This is a genomic window from Mesorhizobium sp. WSM3859 (assembly GCF_002295065.1).
Taxonomy (GTDB): domain Bacteria; phylum Pseudomonadota; class Alphaproteobacteria; order Rhizobiales; family Rhizobiaceae; genus Mesorhizobium.
This window is the reverse complement of record NZ_NSGG01000012.1, coordinates 137,787-159,316: the sequence shown is the minus strand read 5'-3', so window position 1 is coordinate 159,316 and position 21,530 is coordinate 137,787. Positions and strand designations below refer to the sequence as shown.

General features: G+C 64.5%; 22 protein-coding genes. 16 read left to right on the top strand and 6 right to left on the bottom strand.

Annotated features, from left to right (window positions below):
• Nucleotides 1-3: 3 nt before the first annotated feature.
• From kdpA to CK230_RS23465, 6 genes are read left to right on the top strand one after another with little or no spacing between them, the layout of a single operon-like run.
• On the top strand, nucleotides 4-1,707 hold the full coding sequence (kdpA, locus tag CK230_RS23490) for a potassium-transporting ATPase subunit KdpA (protein WP_095819513.1): 1,704 nt from the start codon (nucleotides 4-6) through the stop codon (nucleotides 1,705-1,707).
• Nucleotides 1,691-1,945: a hypothetical protein gene (locus CK230_RS23485; protein ID WP_245430029.1), complete on the top strand. Its 255-nt coding sequence runs from the start codon at nucleotides 1,691-1,693 to the stop codon at nucleotides 1,943-1,945. Before kdpA ends, CK230_RS23485 begins: the two co-directional genes overlap by 17 nt.
• On the top strand, nucleotides 1,942-4,035 hold the full coding sequence (gene kdpB, locus CK230_RS23480; RefSeq protein WP_095819512.1) for a potassium-transporting ATPase subunit KdpB: 2,094 nt from the start codon (nucleotides 1,942-1,944) through the stop codon (nucleotides 4,033-4,035). Before CK230_RS23485 ends, kdpB begins: the two co-directional genes overlap by 4 nt.
• Nucleotides 4,036-4,047: 12 nt before the next feature.
• Nucleotides 4,048-4,611, top strand: a complete 564-nt coding sequence (gene kdpC, locus CK230_RS23475; protein WP_095819511.1) for a potassium-transporting ATPase subunit KdpC — start codon at nucleotides 4,048-4,050, stop codon at nucleotides 4,609-4,611.
• Between the two features lie 53 nt (nucleotides 4,612-4,664).
• Nucleotides 4,665-7,388 carry a sensor histidine kinase KdpD gene (locus CK230_RS23470; RefSeq protein ID WP_095819572.1) on the top strand — a complete coding sequence of 908 codons (2,724 nt, stop codon included), beginning with the start codon at nucleotides 4,665-4,667 and terminating at the stop codon, nucleotides 7,386-7,388.
• Nucleotides 7,385-8,077, top strand: coding sequence for a response regulator transcription factor (locus CK230_RS23465; protein WP_095819510.1), 693 nt, complete (start codon nucleotides 7,385-7,387; stop codon nucleotides 8,075-8,077). Before CK230_RS23470 ends, CK230_RS23465 begins: the two co-directional genes overlap by 4 nt.
• 125 nt (nucleotides 8,078-8,202) lie before the next feature.
• Here CK230_RS23465 and CK230_RS23460 read toward each other — a convergent pair whose 3' ends face one another.
• Entirely contained in the window at nucleotides 8,203-8,787 is a 585-nt protein-coding gene (locus CK230_RS23460) for an invasion associated locus B family protein (RefSeq protein ID WP_095819509.1), read from the bottom strand.
• Between the two features lie 115 nt (nucleotides 8,788-8,902).
• Here CK230_RS23460 and CK230_RS23455 point away from each other — a divergent pair, with 115 nt between their 5' ends.
• Both CK230_RS23455 and CK230_RS23450 read left to right on the top strand, forming a co-directional pair.
• A complete protein-coding gene (locus tag CK230_RS23455) occupies nucleotides 8,903-9,295 on the top strand; it encodes a hypothetical protein (RefSeq protein WP_245430028.1) in 393 nt (130 codons plus the stop codon).
• Nucleotides 9,296-9,542: 247 nt separating this feature from the next.
• The gene (locus CK230_RS23450) at nucleotides 9,543-10,010 is read left to right on the top strand and encodes an NUDIX hydrolase (protein WP_095819508.1); all 468 of its coding nucleotides are present in this window, start codon (nucleotides 9,543-9,545) and stop codon (nucleotides 10,008-10,010) included.
• Nucleotides 10,011-10,019: 9 nt separating this feature from the next.
• Here the strand turns inward: CK230_RS23450 and CK230_RS23445 are convergent, their stop codons facing one another.
• The 5 genes from CK230_RS23445 to CK230_RS23425 all read right to left on the bottom strand — a co-directional run bounded on the left by CK230_RS23445 (nucleotide 10,020) and on the right by CK230_RS23425 (nucleotide 15,206).
• Nucleotides 10,020-10,859 carry a citryl-CoA lyase gene (locus CK230_RS23445; RefSeq protein ID WP_095819507.1) on the bottom strand — a complete coding sequence of 280 codons (840 nt, stop codon included), beginning with the start codon at nucleotides 10,857-10,859 and terminating at the stop codon, nucleotides 10,020-10,022.
• Nucleotides 10,856-12,040 carry a CoA transferase gene (locus CK230_RS23440; RefSeq protein ID WP_095819506.1) on the bottom strand — a complete coding sequence of 395 codons (1,185 nt, stop codon included), beginning with the start codon at nucleotides 12,038-12,040 and terminating at the stop codon, nucleotides 10,856-10,858. The genes CK230_RS23445 and CK230_RS23440 overlap by 4 nt, the downstream gene beginning before the upstream one ends.
• A 15-nt stretch (nucleotides 12,041-12,055) precedes the next feature.
• Nucleotides 12,056-13,579, bottom strand: coding sequence for a tripartite tricarboxylate transporter permease (locus CK230_RS23435; RefSeq protein WP_095819505.1), 1,524 nt, complete (start codon nucleotides 13,577-13,579; stop codon nucleotides 12,056-12,058).
• A 4-nt stretch (nucleotides 13,580-13,583) separates the two neighbouring features.
• The gene (locus CK230_RS23430) at nucleotides 13,584-14,120 is read right to left on the bottom strand and encodes a tripartite tricarboxylate transporter TctB family protein (RefSeq protein ID WP_095819504.1); all 537 of its coding nucleotides are present in this window, start codon (nucleotides 14,118-14,120) and stop codon (nucleotides 13,584-13,586) included.
• A 108-nt stretch (nucleotides 14,121-14,228) separates the two neighbouring features.
• A complete protein-coding gene (locus tag CK230_RS23425; RefSeq protein ID WP_095819503.1) occupies nucleotides 14,229-15,206 on the bottom strand; it encodes a tripartite tricarboxylate transporter substrate-binding protein in 978 nt (325 codons plus the stop codon).
• 205 nt (nucleotides 15,207-15,411) lie between these two features.
• Between CK230_RS23425 and CK230_RS23420 the strand changes: the two genes are divergently transcribed.
• From CK230_RS23420 to CK230_RS23385, 8 genes are all read left to right on the top strand, one after another.
• Nucleotides 15,412-16,164, top strand: coding sequence for an IclR family transcriptional regulator (locus CK230_RS23420; protein ID WP_095819570.1), 753 nt, complete (start codon nucleotides 15,412-15,414; stop codon nucleotides 16,162-16,164).
• Between the two features lie 80 nt (nucleotides 16,165-16,244).
• Nucleotides 16,245-16,568 carry a metalloregulator ArsR/SmtB family transcription factor gene (locus tag CK230_RS23415; RefSeq protein WP_095819502.1) on the top strand — a complete coding sequence of 108 codons (324 nt, stop codon included), beginning with the start codon at nucleotides 16,245-16,247 and terminating at the stop codon, nucleotides 16,566-16,568.
• Nucleotides 16,565-16,969: an SRPBCC domain-containing protein gene (locus CK230_RS23410; protein ID WP_095819501.1), complete on the top strand. Its 405-nt coding sequence runs from the start codon at nucleotides 16,565-16,567 to the stop codon at nucleotides 16,967-16,969. Before CK230_RS23415 ends, CK230_RS23410 begins: the two co-directional genes overlap by 4 nt.
• Before the next feature lie 84 nt (nucleotides 16,970-17,053).
• Nucleotides 17,054-17,446, top strand: a complete 393-nt coding sequence (locus tag CK230_RS23405) for a VOC family protein (RefSeq protein ID WP_095819500.1) — start codon at nucleotides 17,054-17,056, stop codon at nucleotides 17,444-17,446.
• 39 nt (nucleotides 17,447-17,485) lie between these two features.
• Entirely contained in the window at nucleotides 17,486-17,719 is a 234-nt protein-coding gene (locus CK230_RS23400; RefSeq protein WP_095819499.1) for a hypothetical protein, read from the top strand.
• A complete protein-coding gene (locus CK230_RS23395; RefSeq protein ID WP_095819498.1) occupies nucleotides 17,719-18,162 on the top strand; it encodes a DUF1801 domain-containing protein in 444 nt (147 codons plus the stop codon). Before CK230_RS23400 ends, CK230_RS23395 begins: the two co-directional genes overlap by 1 nt.
• A gap of 75 nt (nucleotides 18,163-18,237) precedes the next feature.
• Entirely contained in the window at nucleotides 18,238-18,636 is a 399-nt protein-coding gene (locus CK230_RS23390; RefSeq protein ID WP_095819497.1) for a DUF1801 domain-containing protein, read from the top strand.
• 303 nt (nucleotides 18,637-18,939) lie between these two features.
• On the top strand, nucleotides 18,940-21,426 hold the full coding sequence (locus CK230_RS23385) for an EAL domain-containing protein (RefSeq protein WP_095819496.1): 2,487 nt from the start codon (nucleotides 18,940-18,942) through the stop codon (nucleotides 21,424-21,426).
• Nucleotides 21,427-21,530: the final 104 nt, after the last annotated feature.

The window sequence follows — 21,530 nt, the reverse complement described above, 5'->3', positions numbered from 1 at the left end:
CCAATGACAATCTACGGCTGGATACAGATCCTTATCTACTGCGCCATTCTCGTCGCGCTCGTTAAGCCGCTTGGCTTCTACATGCACCGCGTCTTCAATGGCGACCGCACCTTGCTCTCGCCCGTGCTCGTCCCGATCGAGCGCGGCCTCTACCGTCTCTCCGGGACAAGCGAGAAGGAAGAACAGCATTGGGCCGTCTATGCGACGGCCATGCTGCTCTTCAACCTTGTGGGCCTTCTCGTTCTCTATGCGCTGCAGCGGCTGCAGGGTGTGCTGCCCTACAATCCGGCAGGCATGAGCGCGGTCGACCCGCAGCTCGCCTTCAACACCGCCGCGAGCTTCGTCACCAACACCAACTGGCAGAACTACGGCGGCGAAAGCACGATGTCCTATCTCGTGCAGATGGCGGGCCTCACCGTCCAGAATTTCGTCTCGGCCGCCACCGGCATCGCCATCGCTATCGCGCTGATCCGCGGCTTCGCTCGTGCTTCGGGCAAGTCGATCGGCAATTTCTGGGTCGATCTGACCCGCTGCACGCTCTACGTGCTCCTGCCGATGTGCATCGTGCTGACGCTGGTCTATGTCTGGCTCGGCATTCCGCAGACGCTTGGACCTTATGTCGACGCCACCACGCTGGAAGGCGCCAAGCAGACCATCGCGCTCGGCCCGGTCGCCTCGCAGATCGCCATCAAGATGCTCGGCACCAATGGCGGCGGCTTCTTCAACGCCAATGCCGCGCATCCGTTCGAGAATCCGGATGCGATCTCGAACATGATCCAGATGCTGACGATCTTCGCGCTCGGCGCCGGCCTCACCAACGTCTTCGGCCGCATGGTCGGCAATCAGCGCCAGGGCTGGGCGATCCTCGCCTCGATGGGGGCGCTGTTCATAATCGGCGTCATCGTCTGCTACTGGGCCGAGGCCGCGGGCAACCCGCTGGTCCATGCGCTCGGCATCGACGGCGGCAACATGGAAGGCAAGGAGACCCGCTTCGGCATTGCCGCCTCGGCACTGTTCGCGGTTATCACCACGGCTGCCTCCTGCGGCGCCGTCAACGCCATGCACGATAGCTTCACCGCGCTCGGGGGCATGATCCCGCTCATCAACATGCAACTTGGCGAAGTCATCGTCGGCGGCGTCGGCGCCGGTTTCTACGGCATTCTGATGTTTGTCGTCATCGCCGTTTTCGTTGCCGGCCTGATGGTCGGCCGCACGCCGGAATATCTCGGCAAGAAGATCGAGGCCAGGGAGGTCAAGATGGCGATGCTCGCCATCCTGTGCCTGCCACTGGCCATGCTGATCTTCACGGCCATCGCCGTGGTCCTGCCGAGCGCCGTCGCCTCGATCGCCAATGGCGGCCCGCATGGCTTCACCGAAGTGCTCTATGCCTATACCTCGGCGGCCGCCAACAACGGCTCGGCCTTCGGCGGCCTCACCGGCAATACGCCTTGGTACAACCTGACCATGGCCATCGGCATGCTGATGGGCCGCTTCCTGGTCATCATCCCGGCTCTGGCGATTGCCGGCTCGCTGGCGGCGAAGAAGACCGTGCCTGCTTCGGCGGGCACCTTCCCGACCGACGGCACGCTGTTCGTCGGCCTGCTGGTCGGCGTCATCATCATCGTCGGCGGCCTCACCTTCTTTCCGTCGCTCGCCGTCGGTCCGATCGTCGAACACCTGGCGATGATCCATGGACAGACTTTCTGAGATGGCCATGCTCCGCTTCAACGACATCCTTCGGAACGATCCTCACCAGCCTGGTGACGGATCGCCCGACAACGGAAGGGACGAGAAGCCTCGTCCTTTCCCCACCCTTTCAACCTTTCTCGGCATGGCGGCTGTGCTGTTCGTGCTGTGGCTGCTGGCCGTCGGCCTTCCGCACCTCCTCCCGAAGACCGAACACCCGGCGCCGTCCAACATAACCGATACTGGAGCCTCGAAATGAGCCAGTCCAAATCCGCGAGCATTGTCGATGCCCGCATCCTTGTGCCCGCCATCGGCGGCGCCTTCCGCAAGCTGAACCCGCGCACGCTGATCAAGAATCCGGTGATGTTTGTCGTCGCCATTGTCTCGTTGCTCACCACCGTGCTTTTCATCCGGGATCTCATCTCCGGCGGCGGCGATCTCGGCTTCACCCTGCAGATCATCATCTGGCTGTGGTTCACGGTGCTGTTCGCCAATTTCGCCGAGGCCGTCGCCGAAGGCCGCGGCAAGGCGCAGGCCGACTCGCTGCGCAAGGCGCGCACCGAGACCCAGGCCAAGCTGCTCACCAATGGCGACCGCGCCAAGTTCAAGCTGGTGCCTGGCACCAGCCTGAAGGTCGGCGATGTCGTGTTGGTCGAGGCCGGCGACATAATCCCGTCCGACGGCGAGGTGATCGAAGGCGTGGCCTCCGTCAACGAGGCAGCGATCACCGGCGAATCTGCGCCCGTCATCCGCGAATCCGGCGGCGACCGCTCCGCCGTCACCGGCGGCACCCAGGTGCTTTCCGACTGGATCCGTGTGCGCATCTCCGCCGCGTCCGGCCATACCTTTCTCGACCGCATGATCTCGCTGGTCGAGGGCGCCGAGCGCCAGAAGACCCCGAACGAGATCGCGCTCAACATCCTGCTGGTCGGCATGACGCTGATCTTCGTGCTGGCGACCGCGACCATCCCGAGCTTCGCCTCCTACTCGGGCGGCTATATTCCGGTGACAATCCTGGTTGCCCTGTTCGTGACGTTGATCCCGACCACGATCGGCGCGCTGCTGTCGGCCATCGGCATCGCCGGCATGGACCGCCTCGTGCGCTTCAACGTGCTTGCCATGTCCGGCCGCGCCGTCGAGGCCGCAGGCGATGTCGACACGCTGCTCCTCGACAAGACCGGCACCATCACGCTCGGCAACCGCCAGGCGACCGAGTTCCGTCCGGTCAAGGGTGTCACCGAACAGGAGCTGGCCGATGCCGCCCAGCTGGCCTCGCTCGCCGACGAGACGCCGGAAGGCCGCTCGATCGTCGTGCTGGCCAAGGAGAAATACGGCATCCGCGCCCGCGACATGGCGACCCTGCACGCGGCTTTCGTGCCCTTCACCGCGCAGACCCGCATGAGCGGCGTCGACATCGACGGCTCGTCGGTGCGCAAGGGCGCCGTCGATGCGGTGCTCGCCCATGTCAACCAGGCGACCGTCGCAGCCCACGGCACACGCCCGACAAGCGACACCATCCGCGATCTCCAGGCCGTTGCCGACGAGATCGCCAAGGCCGGCGGCACGCCGCTGGCGGTCGAGCGGGACGGACGCCTGCTCGGCGTCGTCCACCTCAAGGACATCGTCAAGGGCGGCATAGCCGAGCGTTTCGCCGAGCTGCGCAAGATGGGCATCCGCACGGTGATGATCACCGGCGACAACCCCCTGACTGCAGCGGCGATCGCCGCTGAAGCCGGCGTTGACGACTTCCTTGCCCAGGCGACGCCTGAGAACAAGCTGTCGCTGATCCGCGAGGAGCAGGCCAAGGGCAAGCTGGTTGCCATGTGCGGCGACGGCACCAACGACGCGCCGGCGCTCGCCCAGGCCGATGTCGGCGTCGCCATGAACACCGGCACGGTCGCCGCGCGCGAGGCCGGCAACATGGTCGACCTCGACAGCGACCCGACCAAGCTGATCGAGATCGTCGAGATCGGCAAGGCGCTGTTGATGACGCGCGGCTCGCTGACGACCTTCTCGATCGCCAACGACGTGGCCAAGTACTTCGCCATAATCCCGGCGATGTTCGCGGTCTTCTATGTCGCGCCCGGCCAGTCCACCGGACCGCTGCAGGCGCTCAACATCATGCATCTGGCGACGCCGCAGAGCGCCATCCTGTCGGCCATCATCTTCAACGCGCTGATCATCATCGCGCTGATCCCGCTGTCGCTGAAAGGCGTGAAATATCGTGCCATCGGCGCCGGCTCGCTGCTCACCCGCAACCTGCTCGTCTACGGCCTGGGCGGCATCATCGTGCCCTTCGTCGGCATCAAGGCGATCGACCTGATCGTCACGGCCCTCGGCCTCGCATAAGGATTTATCCCGATGTTCAAGCAACTCAGACCCGCTTTTGTCATGATCGTCTTCTTCACGGTGCTGACCGGCCTGATCTATCCGATCGGCATGACCGGCATCGCCCAGGCGCTGTTTCCGAGCCGGGCCAACGGCAGCCTGATCGAGAAGGACGGAAAGGTCATCGGCTCCAGCCTGATCGGCCAGGCCTTTGTCGGCGAACGCTATTTCCACGGCCGGCCGTCGGCCGCCGGCGACGGCTACAATGCGACGTCCTCCAGCGGCTCGAATCTCGGCCCGACCAATCCGAGGCTGATCGAACGCATCAAGGGCGACGCCGAGAAGCTGAAGGCCGAGAACCCGAACGCGCCGGTGCCGATGGACCTCGTCACCACCTCCGGCAGCGGCCTCGATCCCGACATCAGCCCCGAGGCCGCCTATTTCCAGGTGCCGCGCGTCGCCAAGGCGCGCGGCGTCGACGAGGCCAAGCTTAAGGCGCTCGTCGACGGCCATGTCGAAGCTCGCGAGCTTGGCGTCCTGGGCGAGCCGGTGGTCAATGTGCTTGCGCTGAACCTGGCACTGGACGAGCTGAAGTGATCCACGCGCGCCGGGGATCGACACGGTCCCCGGCGCAATCCATGATTGGACTGATGCCCGACGACAGGACCGACTCCGAGAACCGCCCCTCCCCCGACGCGCTGCTGGAGCATGCCGAGCGCGAGGGCCGCGGCCGCCTGCGCATATTTCTCGGCGCGGCACCCGGCGTCGGCAAGACCTACGAGATGCTGATGGCGGGCCGCGCCCGCCGCGCCGACGGCGTCGATGTCGTGATCGGCATCGTCGAGACGCATGGCCGCAAGGAAACCCAGGCGCTGGTCGACGGCTATGAGGTGATCGCGCGCCGCCTGGTCGACTATCGCGGCCAGACCTTGGACGAGATGGACATCGACGCCATCCTGAAGCGGCGCCCCGCTTTGGTCCTGGTCGACGAGCTTGCCCACACCAACGCGCCAGGCAGCCGGCATCCAAAGCGCTATCTCGACGTGCAGGAGATCCTGGCGCAAGGCATCGACGTGTACACCACGCTGAACATCCAGCATGTCGAGAGCCTGAATGACGTCGTCGCCCAGATCACGCGCGTCAGGGTGCGCGAGACGGTTCCCGATTCCATCATTGACGAGGCCGACGACATCGAGATCATCGACCTCACGCCTGACGATCTCATCAAGCGGCTGCAGGACGGCAAGGTCTATTTCCCCAACACCGCGCAGCGCGCCATCGAGAATTATTTCTCGCCGGGTAATCTGACGGCGCTGCGCGAGCTGGCGCTGCGCCGCACCGCCCAGCGCGTTGACGAACAGCTGCTCAACCACATGCAGTCACACGCCATTCCCGGTCCCTGGGCGGCTGGCGAACGGGTGCTCGTCTGCGTCGATTCGCAGCCTGGCGGCGCGGCCCGCATCCGCTATGCGCGCCGGCTCGCCGACCGGCTGCGCGCGCCCTGGACGGCGCTTCACATCGACACGCCGCGTTTGGCCGGCATGTCCGAGGAAGACAAGGACCGCCTGGCCAGGAACCTGCGCCTCGCCGAGCAGCTCGGCGCCGAGATCACCACCATTCCCGGCCAGAACGTCGCCCAGGACATCGTGCGCCACGCGACGACGAACAATTTTACCCATATCGTCATCGGCAGGCCGACGCGCTCGCGCTGGCGCGAGCTGATCGAGGGCTCGCTCACCTATGACCTGATCCGCAATGCCGGCGACATCAGCGTCCACGTCATCTCGGGCGCTGAGCGCGATGGCGACGCCCCGCCGGTACGCGTCAAGGCAGCGCCCGAGCAGAAGCCTTTCCAGATCTGGCCCTATCTGATCTCGACCGTCTATGTCGTCGGCGCGCTGGCCGTCAGCTCGATCCTCGACCAGTTCCTGGATGTCCGCAATCTCGCCAGCGTCCTGCTTCTGGCGGTGCTGACCGCGGCTGTGACCTTCGGGCTCTGGCCGGCGCTCTATGCCTGCTTCGTGAGCGCGCTTGCCTTCAACTTCTTCTTCCTCGAGCCGCGCTACACGCTGACGATCCGGGATCCGGAAAGCATCGTAGCCTTCGTCGTCTTCGTCGTCGTCGCCGTGATCGCCAGCAATCTGACGGCGCGCGTGCAGCGCCAGGCCGCCGCCGCGCGCTCGCGGGCGCGCGCCACCGAGGACATCTATTCCTTTTCCAAGAAGCTCGCCGGCGCCGGCACGCTCGACGACGTGCTGTGGGCCACCGCCTTCCAGATCGCCTCGATGCTGAAAGTCCGTGTCGTGCTGCTTCTGCCGGAAAACGGCACCATCACCGTCAAGGCCGGCTATCCGCCCGACGATACATTGGCCGAGGCCGACATCGCGGCCGCCCGCTGGGCCTGGGAGCACAACCGCGCCGCCGGCCGCGGCGCCGACACCTTGCCCGGCGCAAAGCGTCTCTATCTGCCCTTGCGGACGGGGCGGACCGCGATCGGCGTGGTCGGCCTCGACAACGACAAGCAGGGACCGCTGCTGACGCCTGAGCAGCAGCGCCTGCTCGACGCCCTGGCCGACCAGGCAGCGGTGGCCATCGAGCGCGTCCAACTCGTCGACGATGTCGACCGCGCCAGGCTCGCGGCTGAAGCGGACCGGTTGCGCTCGGCGCTGCTCACCTCCATCTCTCACGATCTGAAGACGCCGCTCGCCGCGATCATGGGCGCGGCCGGCACGCTGAAGGAATTCGCGCCGGCGCTGCCGGAAAAGGATCGCGCGGAGCTTTTGTCGACGGTCGTCAGCGAGTCGGAGCGGCTGAACCGCTTCATCGCCAATCTCCTCGACATGACCAGGATCGAGTCGGGCGCGATGGAGCCGAATTACGCGCTCCATTATGTCGGCGATGTCGTCGGCTCGGCTCTGAACCGGGCGCAGACGATCACCGCCGAGCACACAATAGAGACCGACATTCCGGCCGACCTGCCGATGCTGAGGCTCGATCCCGTGCTGTTCGAGCAGGCACTATTCAACCTCCTCGACAATGCCGCCAAATACGCGTCGCCCGGCTCGATCATCCGGCTGCAGGCCTGGGTCGACAACGGCGCCATCATCCTGCAGGTGATGGATGAGGGGCCGGGCATCCCGCCGGGCGACCTGGAGCGGATATTCGACACCTTCTACCGCGTGCGCAAACGCGACCAGGTGCGTGCCGGCACCGGTCTCGGCCTGTCGATCAGCCGCGGCTTCATCGAGGCGATGGGCGGCACGATCGCGGCGGCCAACCGCACCGACCGTCCGGGTGCGATATTCACCATCCGCATGCCCGTGCCGGCTGACTTGCCGGCGCTCGGCGCACCCCTTACGGATGATGCGGCATGACAAATCAGACCGTTTCCATTTTGGTCGTCGACGACGAGCCGCCGATCCGCAAATTGCTGCGCGTCGGCTTGGGCAGCCAGGGCTATACGGTCTCCGAGGCGCCGAATGCCAAGGCGGCGATCGAACTCATGCAGACCGAACGGCCGGATCTGATCCTGCTCGATCTCGGCCTGCCCGGCATGACCGGCCTGGAGCTGCTCGGCAAGTGGCGCGGCGACGGGCTCGACATTCCGGTCGTGATCCTCTCCAGCCGCACCGACGAGGCCGGCATCGTCTCGGCGCTCGAGCTCGGCGCCGACGACTATGTGACAAAGCCCTTTGGCATGAACGAGCTGGTCGCCCGTATCCGCGTGGCGCTGCGCCACAAGTTCCAGCAACAGGGCGAGAAGCCGGTGTTCCACACCGGCGATCTCTCCGTCGACCTGGTGAAGCGCATCGTCAAGGTTGAGGGCAAGGAAGTGAAACTGTCGCCCAAGGAATACGACATCCTGCGCATGCTCGTGCAATATGCAGGCAAGGTGCTGACGCATCAGTTCCTGATGAAGCAGATCTGGAACGACTCGACCGACGTGCAATATCTGAGGGTCTATGTCCGCCAGCTGCGGCAGAAGATCGAGAAGACGCCGGACCAGCCGCGCTACATCATCACCGAGACGGGCGTCGGCTATCGTCTGCGCGAGGTGGAGTAGCTGAGGCAAGCCGTGGTGGTTGGCCGAAGCATCTCAAGGTCGTCATCCCAGGGCGAAGCAGGAGCGAAGCTCCGTCGCGGAGACCCTGAGATGACGAAGCATTCAGCCGGCCGGCCTAAAACGAACTAATCCGCCGACAAATCCGCCGTCCGTGCAAGCGCGCTTCCAAAACCGTTGAGCGAGATGGTGAAGGAGATCGGCTGCAAGGTGTCCGCCGCTGTGGCGTTGATCTTCAGCATGGTGGCGTTCTGCAGCAGCGGCGTGGTATCGGCATCGAACGTCACCGGCACCAGGCAACCCACCGCCTGGCAGGTGTTGAACTGCAGCGCGCCGTCGAGCTTCTTGTCGTCGATTTCGAGCGCGACGCCGTTGGCCAGCGCAAGTCCGAAGGGCAGCGCCAGCGTGCCCGCGGCGTCCTGACCGGTCTTGGTCGTCAATTCGATCGCCAGCAGCCGCTGGCCGCTTTGCTTGTTGAACTGCTGATGCGACAGGCTGCAGACCTTGTTGGTGCCGGTGACCTGGCAATTGACCGTCCAGTCGCCATGCGTTTCCGACAGCGCCGAGGCGCCGCCCGGCAACTGCGGCTTGGCCGCCGCGTCGGCGGGCTGAGCGGCAACCTTGTCGCCCTTGTTCTGCGCCGCAAATGCCGGCAGACCGACGATACTCGCGACGGCCAGCATCGCTATGGCGAACTTATACCTGATTTTCATCGAATCCCTCTTTGCCAACCGGCCAGTCGCGCGGACGGGCGGAGCCGCTGTTAGAGCCGCCAGCCGTCGCCGCCGTCAAGTGCAATGCTGGGGCACGGGCCGGGTTTTCTTTGGCATGACAATCGATCAGCTGACCATGGCACCGCCGGTCGAACACCCTATATTAGATCGAGGTTCTGTTTTTCATGCGGACAAAGAAGCCATGTCGTCCCGCTACCTGTCGACGTTTCTGATTTCAGCTGCCCTGGCGGCCACCGGCCTGGTGGGCATGGCTTCCGGCGTGTCGGCCCAGGTCGTCATCCCGACGAACCGCAACGCATTGGTGCAGCAGAACCAACTGCAGCAGTTGCAGAACCAATTGCAGCGGCAGCAATACCAGCAGCAGCAACAAATCTATCGTGAGCTCGACCGGCCGACCGCGCGCCAGCCTCAGCCCAACGTGCCGGTATATGATCAGACATGTCGAATGGAAGCGGTCGGCAACACGATTTCGCGAGTTTGCCGCTGACATTTTGTTTTTTTCAGTTTATTAGCCGACTTACTTACCGGCAAAATACCAGATTGCAAGGGCGGTGGTTTTAGAGCAATTCCAGGAAAAGTGTGACACGGTTTTCCGTAAGGAATTGCGTCAAGACAGAGAAATAGAGCGGTTCGCCGTTTCCACGAAACGGTGAGACGCTCTAGGGTTTGCAGGGGACAGGTTTTGCCGGCGCCGATAGCGTATGGCAGGGATGCTGCTCTCACCGGAATTTGGGATGGCAACAACCAAGAAGAAAGCAGTTCGCCGAGCCAAGAAAGGGCAACGGATCCGCCAGGTGGCGGCCATTCCGTTTCGGTTGCGGGAAGACGGTGGCCTCGAAGTGCTGCTCGTCACCTCGCGCGCCACGCGGCGCTTCATCGTGCCCAAGGGTTGGCCGATGAAGGGCAAATCCGGACGCAGGGCGGCAACGATCGAAGCCCAGGAAGAGGCCGGTGTTCTCGGCAAGGCCCTGAAGCAGCCCGCCGGTACCTATTCCTATTGGAAACGCATGACCGATGGCTTCATTCGGGTGGACGTTTCGGTCTATCTCCTCCAAGTCACCGAGGAACTTGCCGATTGGCGGGAAGCCGCGAACCGGCAACGCGCATGGCTGCCGCCGGCAGACGCTGCCCTGCTCATCGACGAGCCTGAGCTTTCGACGCTGCTCCGGGATTTGACCATTTCTCGAACTTCCCCGGCATAGATAGCCACTCTATTCCGTGTCGTTCGGGAAAGGCCGTGCCGGTGCGCCGGTATAGGCCCACAGCCATTCCCGGGGCAGCGGCCCCTTGTTGCGGTCGCTTTGTTGCGACTGTTCCCATGCATGCGCCAGAATGCCGACCGACCGCGACAAAACGAAAAGGCCGCGCGTCAGCGCCGGGGGGAATCCGAGCTCGCCATAGATGACGGCCGTCGCGCCGTCGATGTTGAGCGGGATCGTCTTGCCCTTGCGCGCGGCGACCTCCGCCTCGATTGCCCCGGCAATGTCGGCAAAACGCCCACCGACCACGCCGCGCGCGGCGAATTCCCGCGTCAGCTCGATGAGGCGCGGCGCGCGCGGATCGACCGGATGGAAGCGGTGGCCAAGCCCTGGCACATAGCCTTTCTCCTCGGCGAAGAAACGATCGAGCCGCGTCTTTACTGCCTGGGCAAGAGGCGTGCCGCCATCCATCGCCGCGGCGATATCGCCATAGAAGGAAAGCGCCTGCTCGCCGGCGCCCCCATGCACGTCGCCAAGCACGTTGATGGCCGACGCCATCGCGTTGTTGATGCCGACGCCGCAAGTGGCGGCCATGCGGGCGATCGCGATCGACGGGGCCTGCGGACCGTGGTCGACGGCCGCACCCAGCGCAATGCCGAGGAGTGCCGCCTGGTCTTCGCTCGGCAATTCGCCGCGCAGCATCAGCCAGATCATCGCCGGGAAGCTGACGCGGCCGATCAGATCCTGGATCTCGTAGCCGCGCAGCCGGATGAGGCCCGGCCGCATCTCCATGATGGACGTCTGCCACCATTCCTCCGCGCGCTCGCGGCCGGTCTTCTTCTCATCGCTCATGCCCGTGCCCTCGACGTGCCGCGCCCGGGCAAGGCGGCGAACACCTCGTCCATATGCTCGCCAAGGCGCGGCGGCGGTGCCGTTGGCGTGGGCGCCACGCCGTCGACCATGAAGCCGCCGCGCACCACCGTCAGCGGCCGATCCATGCCGGACACGCCTTCGAACGAGGTCGCCATGCCGCGCTCGGTGACCTGAGGCTCCTCGAGCACCTGCGGGATCGTCAGCACCCGCCCTGCCGGCACGCCGGCGCGGTTGAGTTTCTCTTCCCACGCCGCCGCCGAAGCGCTGCCAAGCGCGTCCTCGATCAGCACCTTCAGCGCCGCCCGGTTCTGCTTGCGCGTCTCGCGCTCGGCAAAGCGTGTATCCGACGCCAGCTCCGGCCGCCCGATCAACCCGCAAAGGGTCACGAACTGCTCCTGCTTGTTGGCCGCAATGTTGAGCAACCCCTCGCCGGTGCGGAACGCGCCGGAAGGTGCGGCCGTCATGTTCTCATTGCCCATCGGCTGTGGCTCGACCCCGGCCGTCAGGTAGTTCGACACCGGCCAGCCCAGCGCCGACAGCGTGCATTCGAGCATCGAGACGTCGAGAAAGGCGCCCTCGCCTTTTGTCTTCTGCTTCACCAGCGCCGCGGCGATGGCGAAGGCGCCGACCAGCCCGCCCAGCGTGTCGGCGACTGGATAACCGACGCGCAGCGGCGCCGTTTCCGGCGTGCCGGTGATGCTCATGATCCCCGACAGGCCCTGGATGATCTGGTCATAGGCCGGATTGCCGCGCATCGGCCCAGTCTGGCCGAAGCCAGATATGGCGCAATAGACCAGGCTCGGCCGGATCTCCTTCAGCTTCTCATGGCCGAGGCCGAGGCGTTCCATCACCCCCGGCCGGAAATTCTCGACCAGTGCGTCGGCCGTCGCCACCAGGTCGAGGAAACGCTCGCGATCGTTGGGCTTCTTCATGTCGAGCACGACCGATCGTTTGCCGGCGTTCTGCGCCAGGAACGAGGCCCCCATACCGGCCTGGTTGAGGTCAGGCGAGGCGCCGAGCTGGCGCGCCAGATCCCCGCCCGGCGGCGCCTCGACCTTTATGACGTCGGCGCCGAGCAGCGCCAGCTGATAGGCGCAGTAGGGACCCGCCAGCACATTTGTGAGGTCGAGGACGCGGATGCCGGAAAGCAGGTCTGTCATGATGCTCCAACCCGGTCAGGCATCGCCCGGCACATGCTCCGGCCCGCGCCTGCGCCGGTGCTCGATCCAGGCCCAGATATGCGGCCCGACAAGGCCGATGAAGGCGAGCGTCAAAAGCGTCAGCGACAGCGGATGCCGGAAGAACACCGTCCAGTCGCCGTTTTCTATCGTCATCGCGCGGCGGAACTGCGTTTCGGCGAGCGGTCCTAGGATCATGCCGATGATGACCGGCGCGGTCGGGAAGTCGAAGCGCCGCATCAGAAACCCTGCCGCGCCCAAGAGATAGAGGATCGCGAGGTCGATCGGCGACTGCGAGATGCCGTAGGTGCCGACGGTGGCGAACACCAGGATGCCGGCATAAAGCTGCGGTGCTGGGATCTTCAGGAGCCGCACCCAAAGGCCGATCAGCGGCAGGTTGAGGACGACCAGGATGACGTTGGCGATGAACAGGCTGGCGATGAGGCCCCAGACCAGATTGGCCTGCGTCGTCAAAAGCAGCGGCCCCGGATTGATGCCGTAGCTCTGGAAGGCCGACAGCATGATCGCCGCGGTCGCCGAGGTCGGCAGGCCGAGGGTCAGCATCGGCACCAGCACGCCGGCGGCGGACGCGTTGTTGGCGGCTTCCGGCCCCGCGACGCCTTCGATGGCGCCGACAGTGCCGAACTCCTCCTTGTGCCTGGAAAGCTTCTTCTCGATCGCATAGGACAGGAAGGTCGGGATCTCGGCGCCGCCGGCCGGCATGGCACCGATCGGGAAGCCGATCGCGGCCCCCCTGAGCCAAGGCTTCCACGAGCGCGCCCATTCGGCCGCCGTCATGTAGAGCGAACCTTTCAGCGGCACGATCTCGTCCTTGCCGGCATAGCGGCGCGAGGCCATGTAGAGCGTCTCGCCGACCGCGAAAAGGCCGACCGCGACGATGATGACGTCGACACCGTCGAGCAATTCAGCCGTGCCGAACGTGAAGCGCGGCTGTCCGGTCTGCAGATCGACGCCGATCATGCCGACGACAAAGCCGAGGAACAGGCTGGTCAGTCCTCGCACCGACGACGAACCGAGCACCGCCGAGACGGTGATGAAGGCCAGCACCATCAGCGAGAAATATTCGGCCGGCCCGAACTTCAGCGCGTATTTGACCACGGTCGGGGCCAGGAAGGCGACGCCCAGCGTGCCAAGCGTGCCGGCGACGAAGGAGCCGATCGCCGAGGTGGCGAGCGCAGCACCTCCGCGCCCCGAACGCGCCATGCGGTTGCCCTCGAGCGCGGTGACGATCGTGGCGCTTTCGCCAGGCGTGTTGAGCAGGATCGACGTTGTCGAGCCGCCATACATGGCGCCGTAGTAGATGCCGGCAAACAAGATGAACGAGGCTTCCGGCGCCACCTGGTAGGTGATCGGCAACAACAGCGCGATGGTCAGCGCCGGCCCGAGCCCGGGCAGCACGCCGATGGCCGTTCCGAGCGTCGTGCCGACCAGGCACCACAACAGGTTGGTCGGCGTGAAGGCGACAGCGAACCCGTGCGCGAGATGGCTGAGCGTGTCCATGATCTCAGCCCCCCTTGCCGCCGAGCATGGCGCCGATCAGCGCGTTGAGCTGATTCTCGATCAAGCCGGCGCCGATGTTGACGCCGAGCGCCTTGGCGAAGCCGAAATAGGCGGCAAGCGCCAGCACCAGGCCGAGCAGCGCGTCACGCAGCGGGTGCCGGCTGCCGAAGCCGAAACAAACCAGAACGAACATGATGACCGAGGCCGCGGTGAAGCCGAGCGGCTGGATAAGCACGAGGTTGGCGACGAGACCCGCCGCCACCAGGCCCATCGCCTTCCAATCGGTCGGCGTTTCCTTCTCTTCGTCAGGCTGCCAGCCGCCGCGCATGGCGGCGAGAATGAGCAGCAGCGACAGCAAGATCATCCCGGCCATGGTGATATAGGGGAAGACCGTCGGGCCGACCTTGGAGTAGAGCGGCGAGACCGGGATCGCCAGCGTCTGCCAGGCCACGGCGCCGGCGCAGGCGAGAAGCCCGACGCCGATCAGCAATTCAGGTAAGGCAAGACGCGGCGGTGACGCCTGATGGTCGCTGGTGCTCATGATCTCCTCCCCGGATGGCCGGCACGCGGCTGCCGGCATCGCCGCAGTCCATTTCCTGCTTGCATGCTGTCACGGAGGCGGTACCGCCTCCGTGAGCCGGTGGAGACCTCAGGCGAGACCGAGATCCTTCAAAATGGCGCCGATGCGGGCGGTGTCCTCGGTGACGAACTTGGCGTAGTCGTCGCCGGTGAGCAGGATCGGCGTCCAGTTGCGGTTCTTGCACTCTGTCGCCCAGGCGTCGCTTTTGGCCATGGTCTCGATCAGCTTGATCATCGCCGCCTTGTCGTCGTCGGACACGCCGGGCGGCGCGAAGACGCCGCGCCAGTTGAACAGTTCGACATCGAAACCGGCCTCCTTCAGCGTCGGCGCATCGATGCCGTCCTGGCGCTTGTCGGCCGAGATGGCGAGCAGCCGGAGCGCGCCTGCCTTGATCTGCTCGGAGAATTCGCCGTAGCCGGAAATGCCGGCCGCGACCTGGTTGCCGAGCAGCGCCGACAGTGCCTCGCCGCCGCCGGCGAACGGCACATAGGAAAGGTTCGCGGCGGGCACGCCAGCCGTCTTGGCGATCAGGCCGAACAGGATGTGGTCGGAACCGCCTGCCGAGCCGCCGGCGACCGGAACCTTGGTCGGATCGGCTTTCAGCGCGGCAACGAAATCGGCGGCCGTCTTGAACGGCGATTCCGCCGGCACCACCAGCGCCTCGAACTCACCCGTAAGGCGGGCGATCGGTGTCACCTCGGTAAGATTGTTGGCTGCCTTGTTGGCGATGATGGCGCCGACCATGACCATGCCGGCGACCATCAACGAATTGCCCTTGCCCTTCCACTGATTGACGAATTGCGGCAGGCCGACCGTGCCACCGGCGCCGCCGACATTGGTGATCTGCGAGCCGGAGATGAGCTTCTCGGAGCGCAGCACCTGATCGATCGTGCGCGCTGTCTGGTCCCAGCCGCCACCGGGCGCCGCCGGAACGAAAATCTGGATCTGCGGCGCGTCCTGCGCCAAGGCGGGCGCAAGATGCAGCGCGGCGAAACCGGCGGCGCCGACGGCTGCCGTGGTCGTCAGGAATTTGCGTCTGTTCAGCATGGGATTTCCTCCAAATCACGACACCTCTCCTCCAGGTGCCTGCCAAGACGAGGCCCGATCACAGGCCTTCACTTCGATTTCAAGCAAATGTTATCTCGTTCTGTCAATAGGAATACCATTCTGCTAGACAGAACAGCGGCGCCGGGATTAAATCTCGTGTCCGGATCAGTCCCGGATGGGCGACTGCGATGAAATCACCGTTGCAATGACAGATACGCCTCCCAGTTCGGCACGAGCCGACGGCGTTGCCGCGCTCGACCGCGCCATCGCCATTCTCGATGCCTTCACCGCTGCCGACCGCTCGCTCGGTCTGGCCGAAATCGCCGCCCGTACCGGCCTTTACAAGAGCACGATCCTGCGGCTGGCAAATTCGCTGATACGCGGCCAATTGCTGGAGCGTCTGGATGATGGGCGCTATCGCATCGGGCCTGCCGCATTCCGGCTCGGCGCGCTCTACCAGCGGTCCGTCGTGGCGATGGACGTCCTGCTGCCAATCATGCGCGATCTTTCTGAGCAAAGCTGGGAAAGCGTCGCTTTCTACGTGCGCTCCGGCGATCTGCGCACTTGCCTTTACCGTGTCGAATCCAAGCATCCGATCCGCTACACGATCCGCGAAGGCGACGTGCTGCCTCTGCTTGTCGGCTCCGGCGGCCGGGTGCTTGCCGCCTTTTCGGGCCAGGAGGGCGCGCCCTACGAAACGATCCGCAAGACCTACAACTACATCTCGATCGGCGACCGCGACCCGCAGACCGCCGGCATATCCGCGCCCGTCTTCGGACCAGGACTCACACTGCTCGGCGCGCTGACGCTCGCAGGGCCGAGCACGCGCGTCGACGCGGCCTTTCTCGAGCGCATGAAACGCCCGCTGCTGGAAGCCGCCGCGCGCGCCACCCGCGCCTTCGGCGAGGATGCCTTCATGCTGGACGTGGCAGCCCTCAACGCGGGCGCCGGCAACTAGCGCCGTCCAGCTTTCTGCTTGACTCACATATACCCCAATAGTTATACGTCAATCAATAGCCAACGGGTTATCGATCTGAGATGCCGGCCACGCACGATATGCTGTTCAGGACGCTTGCCGATCCGACGCGGCGCGCCATCTTCGAACGTCTGTGCCGCCAGGGCGAGCAGACGGTCGGAGCCCTCACCGCGCAGGCAGGTGTGTCGCAGCCGGCGGTGTCGAAGCATCTCGGCGTGCTCAAGGAGGCGGGGCTGGTGCGGGACCGCCATGAAGGGCGCCAGACCCATTATAGCGCGCAGCTCAAGGCGCTTGCGCCGCTCATGGACTGGACGCGCGACATGGCTGGGTTTTGGGAAAGCCGGTTCGACGAGCTGGAAGACCTCCTCAAAAGGATGGATCAATGAATGAAGCAACAACGCGCTCCGTCATTGTCGAGCGCGAGATACCTTTTGCGCCGGAAAAGATCTGGCGCGCGCTCACCCAGCCGCATCTCATCGAGGCATGGCTGATGAAGAACGACTTCAAGCCTGTCGTGGACCATCGCTTCAATCTGAGCGCGGACTGGGGAGGCGTCGACTGCCGGGTGAAGACGGTCGAGCCGAACCGGACGCTGTCTTACAGCTGGGACACCAAGGACCTCGAGAGCGTGGTCACCTGGACGCTGACCCCGACGGGCACGGGCACGCATCTGCGCATGGAGCAGGTCGGCTTCCGCACCGATCAGGAGCCGTACTACCGCGGCGCCACTGTCGGCTGGAAGAGGTACCTGGCGAGCTTGGAGGAAGTCCTTTCGCGGCTCGACTGAGGTCCGGCCAACAGCAGGACTGCTCGGAACCACACACTGTTTGGCGGGCGGCACACCGCAGGCGCAAGCCATGGAGATATCGAAATGAAGATCAAGCTGACCAGCATCTATGTCGACGACCAGGAGAAGGCCCTCGGCTTCTACACTGACGTTCTGGGCTTCACCAAGAAGGCGGATTTCACCAACGGTCCGTTCCGTTGGCTGACCGTTGCTTCGCCGGAAGATGTCGACGGCACCGAACTGCAACTGGCGCTGAACGACAATCCCGCGGCGAAGACCTACCAGCAGGCGATGTTCAAGCAGGGCCAGCCGGCGCTGATGCTTTTCAGCGACGACATCAAGGCCGACCATGAGCGCATCAAGGCCAATGGCGGCAATTTTGCCATGGCGCCGACCGCGGTGACCGGCGCGACCATCGCGCAGCTCAACGACACCTGCGGCAACATCGTCCAGCTTTCGCAGCTGGCGCGCTGGTAGCGAGCTCGATCCGTCTCGTCATTTGCAAGGGAGGTCAGATTGGACTGGAGCAAATGGATCAGGCAGCTTCATCGCTGGCTGTCGATCATCTTCACCGCGACGGTCGTTGCCAATTTCGCCGCCATGGCCATGGGCCCGCCGCCCGCCTGGATCGTATATTCGCCGTTGATCCCGCTTTTCCTGCTCTTGTTCAGCGGGCTCTACATGTTCGTGCTGCCCTATGCCGCCAGATGGCGCGGCGGGCCGACGCGCGAGCGCACGGGATCGGCCTGATGGCGAAGGCGAAATCGAAGGCCGACGCATCTCCGGACAAGAAGCCGGTCCTGCTTTCGGGCGGCAATCCGCAGATCGCCAAGGGCCATGGCGACGCGCCCGTGCAGGCCTACATCGCGGCAATGCCGGGCTGGAAGAGCGAGGTCGGGCGGCGGCTCGACCAGCTCATCGAGCAAGCCATTCCCAATGTGCAAAAGGCCGTCAAATGGAATTCTCCATTCTACGGCATGGAGGGCGAAGGCTGGTTTCTCGGCATCCATTGCTTCGCCAAATACATCAAGGTGGCGTTCTTTCGTGGCCTGTCGCTGGACCCCGTGCCTCCGGTCGAATCCAAGAGCAGGGACACGCGCTATGTCCATATCCATGAGACCGATCGGCTCGACGAGGAGCAGTTCCTTTCCTGGGTGAAACAGGCGAGCCAGCTGCCCGGCGAACGGATGTAAGCGCACGAGAGAAGCGCCGTCTCCCCGAAAGACCACGGCGGCGATCTCATATTCAGCATCGAGGAGAAACCAGACATGCAAAAAGACGGCGAGCAGGACGGCAAGTCTGCGTCCGAGCTGATCGACGGAAGGATCAAGGAACTGGGCGACTGGCGCGGCGAGATGCTTGCCCGGCTCCGCGCCCTGATCCGGCAGGCCGCGCCGGAAGCCATCGAGACGTGGAAATGGCGCGGCGTGCCGGTCTGGGAGGATGCCGGCATCATCTGCACCGGCGAGACCTACAAGGCCGTCGTCAAGCTGACCTTCGCCAGGGGCGCGGCGCTGCCCGATCCCAAGAAGCTCTTCAACTCCAGCCTCGAAGGCAACACGAGGCGCGCCATCGATTTCAAGCAAGGCGACACCATCGACGCCGATGCGCTGAAGGCGCTCGTCCGCGAAGCCGTGGCCCTCAACAGATCGAAGGCCAAGCGCTGAGAGATGGCTGCGGTGTAATGCTATCGGGTTGATGTTGCCGACCTTTTTCTTCCGCGCCCCGGCAACACGGATCGATACTATGCGCCAAGTATCGCCATCACGCAGCGTAAGCGTCCTTCTGCTTCTGAGCAATAATTCATGAAACAAATACTGGGCAAATTTATCGGCCGTTAAGCCAGGCGCGCTATCTGGATCGATGTCGCCAATAACCGGGCGACATGCGGGAAAGAATATCGTCTCAACCGACGGATGAGCCAGTCGGACAGACACCGGGGGAGCCAGAACGAGCTCCATGGGAATGGGATGAAGCTCTCGTCGACCGATGCCGGTCCGCGTCTGATAGGGCTGGTCTGGCCCTTCGTCGCGGTGGTTCTGATCCAGGCGCTGGTTGCAACCCTCAGCCTTCACACACTATCGGCGGTCCGCGCCTATGTCGGCGGCGAAAGCCAATGGTCGAAAGGCCAGAAGCACGCCATCTACTTCCTGAACCTCTATGCCGATACCGGCCAGCAGGAGTATTTCAACGAATATCGTCAAGCCATCGCCGTGCCGCTCGCCGATCGGGCCGCGCGGCTGGCGCTCGAACGGGTCGAGCCCGACATGAATGCGGCCAGGATTGGCTTTCTCGGCGGCAACAACCACCCCGACGATGTTGACGGCCTGATCTGGCTGTTCCGGAATTTCCGCCGCGTCAGCTATCTCGACACCGCGATCCGCCACTGGACATCAGCCGATGAGATGATCCTCGCCATCGAGGGACTTGGCGACGACATGCATCGAAGGCTTGAGAAGGGGCCGGCATCCGCGGCTGAGATCGGTCTCTGGAAGGAAAAAATCCACCAGCTCGACCGCCGGATCGGACCGCTTGCCAAGGCCTTTTCCGACAGCCTCGGTGAGGGATCGCGCTTCATCAAGATGGCGCTGACGGCGGCCAATCTCGCCACCGCCGCCCTGCTTATCCTGCTCGTCGTCTGGCGCACGCGCAAGCTGATGATACAGCGTCAGGCGTTTCAGAGCGCCCTCAACGCCGAGCGCGAGCGCGCCCAGACCACGCTGGCCTCGATCGGCCAGGCCGTCATCAGCACCGATGCCGAGGGGCGGCTCGACTATATGAATGCCGGGGCGGAGCGGTTGCTTGCTTGCGCGCTGGCCGCAGCCAGGGGCAGACCCATCCCCTCCTTGTTCCGGCTCCTCGACAAGGACAGCGGCGTCGAGGAGACCGATCTGATCCCGCGCCTGCTGGCGGGCGAGCCGCGCCGCTCCAATGTGCGCCCGCAACTCCTGGAGCGTCTCGACGGCTCGGTCGTGCCGGTGGCGCTGAATGGCGCGCCGCTGATCGTTTCAGGCCAGATCCTCGGCTGTGTCCTGGCCCTGCACGACATGACGCGCGAGCAGGATTATATTGAGCGCCTGTCGTGGCAGGCATCGCATGATGCGCTGACAGGTCTCGTCAACCGCCGCGACTTCGAGAACCGGCTGGCGGGTGCGATCTCCGAAGCGCCGGAAAGGTCGCGCCGGCACGCGCTGATGTATCTCGATCTCGATCAGTTCAAGCTGGTCAACGACACATGCGGCCATGCCGCCGGCGACCAGCTGCTGCGCCAGATCTCGGTGCTGCTCGCCAACGAGCTGCCGCCCGGCGATATTCTGGCCAGGCTCGGCGGCGACGAGTTCGGCGTGCTGCTCTTCGACTGCGATGCCGATTGTGCCGCCGCAACGGCCGAACGGCTGCGCGCCACCGTCCAGGACCTGCATTTCTCCTGGGACGGGCGCCCCTTCAACATCAGCGTCAGCATCGGCATGGTCGAAGTCGCCAATGTCGGCATGACGCTGGAGGAGGTGCTGCGCGCCGCCGACGTCGCCTGCTACATGGCGAAGGAAAAGGGCCGCAACCGCGTCCAGTTCCACAGCGAGGGCGACACCGCGCTGCGCGAGCGCTTCGGCGAGATGGCTTGGGTGCAGCGTCTGCATGCCGCGCTGGATCAGAACCGCTTCAGGCTGCATGCGCAGGAGATCGCGCCCCTGCGCGACGATATCCCGGAGCAGGGCGCGCATATCGAAATCCTGCTCAGGCTGACCGACGAGGACGGCAGCTTCGTCACGCCGCAGAGCTTCATCCCGGCGGCCGAGCGCTACGGATTGATGCCGGCGATCGATCGCTGGGTGGTGCGCAACACCTTCGCCACCTTGGCGGCCAGGCAGGCCGATCCGCGCGCGACGCCGATATCCACCTGCGCGATCAATCTCTCCGGCGCCACCTTCGGCGACGAGGCCTTCCTCGGCTTCATGCGCGAGCAGTTCGCCACGCACGCCGTTGCGCCCGAAACGATTTGCCTGGAGATCACCGAGACCAGCGCCATCGCCAATCTTTCCGAAGCCATGCGCTTCATCGCCGATCTGCGCGGGCTGGGCTGCCGCTTCGCGCTCGACGATTTCGGCTCCGGCATGTCGTCCTTCGCCTATCTGAAGCATTTGCCGGTCGACTACCTCAAGATCGACGGCAGCTTCGTCAAGGACATGCTCGACGACCGCATCGATCGCGCCATGGTCGAAATGATCCATCACATCGGCAAGGTGACGGGAAAGCGCACCATCGCCGAATTCGTCGAAAGCGACGGCATCCTCGACGCCTTGAAAGCGATAGGCGTGGACTATGCACAAGGCTATGCGATTGCGCGGCCCCAGCCATTCGACGCAACCACGGTGCTGCGCGCCAATCGCAGCGAGCGCGATGCGACGGCGGATAGCTGGGAGACTTTGACGCGGACGCTGCGACGCAAAGCCGGCTGATTGCCAAACTCCAAAGCGCGTCGCGATCTTTCAGATTCGCTCCATGCGCTTTAGGTTTTTGATTTTACGCATCTTTATCCCGAAACCGGTTCCCATTTTCGGGA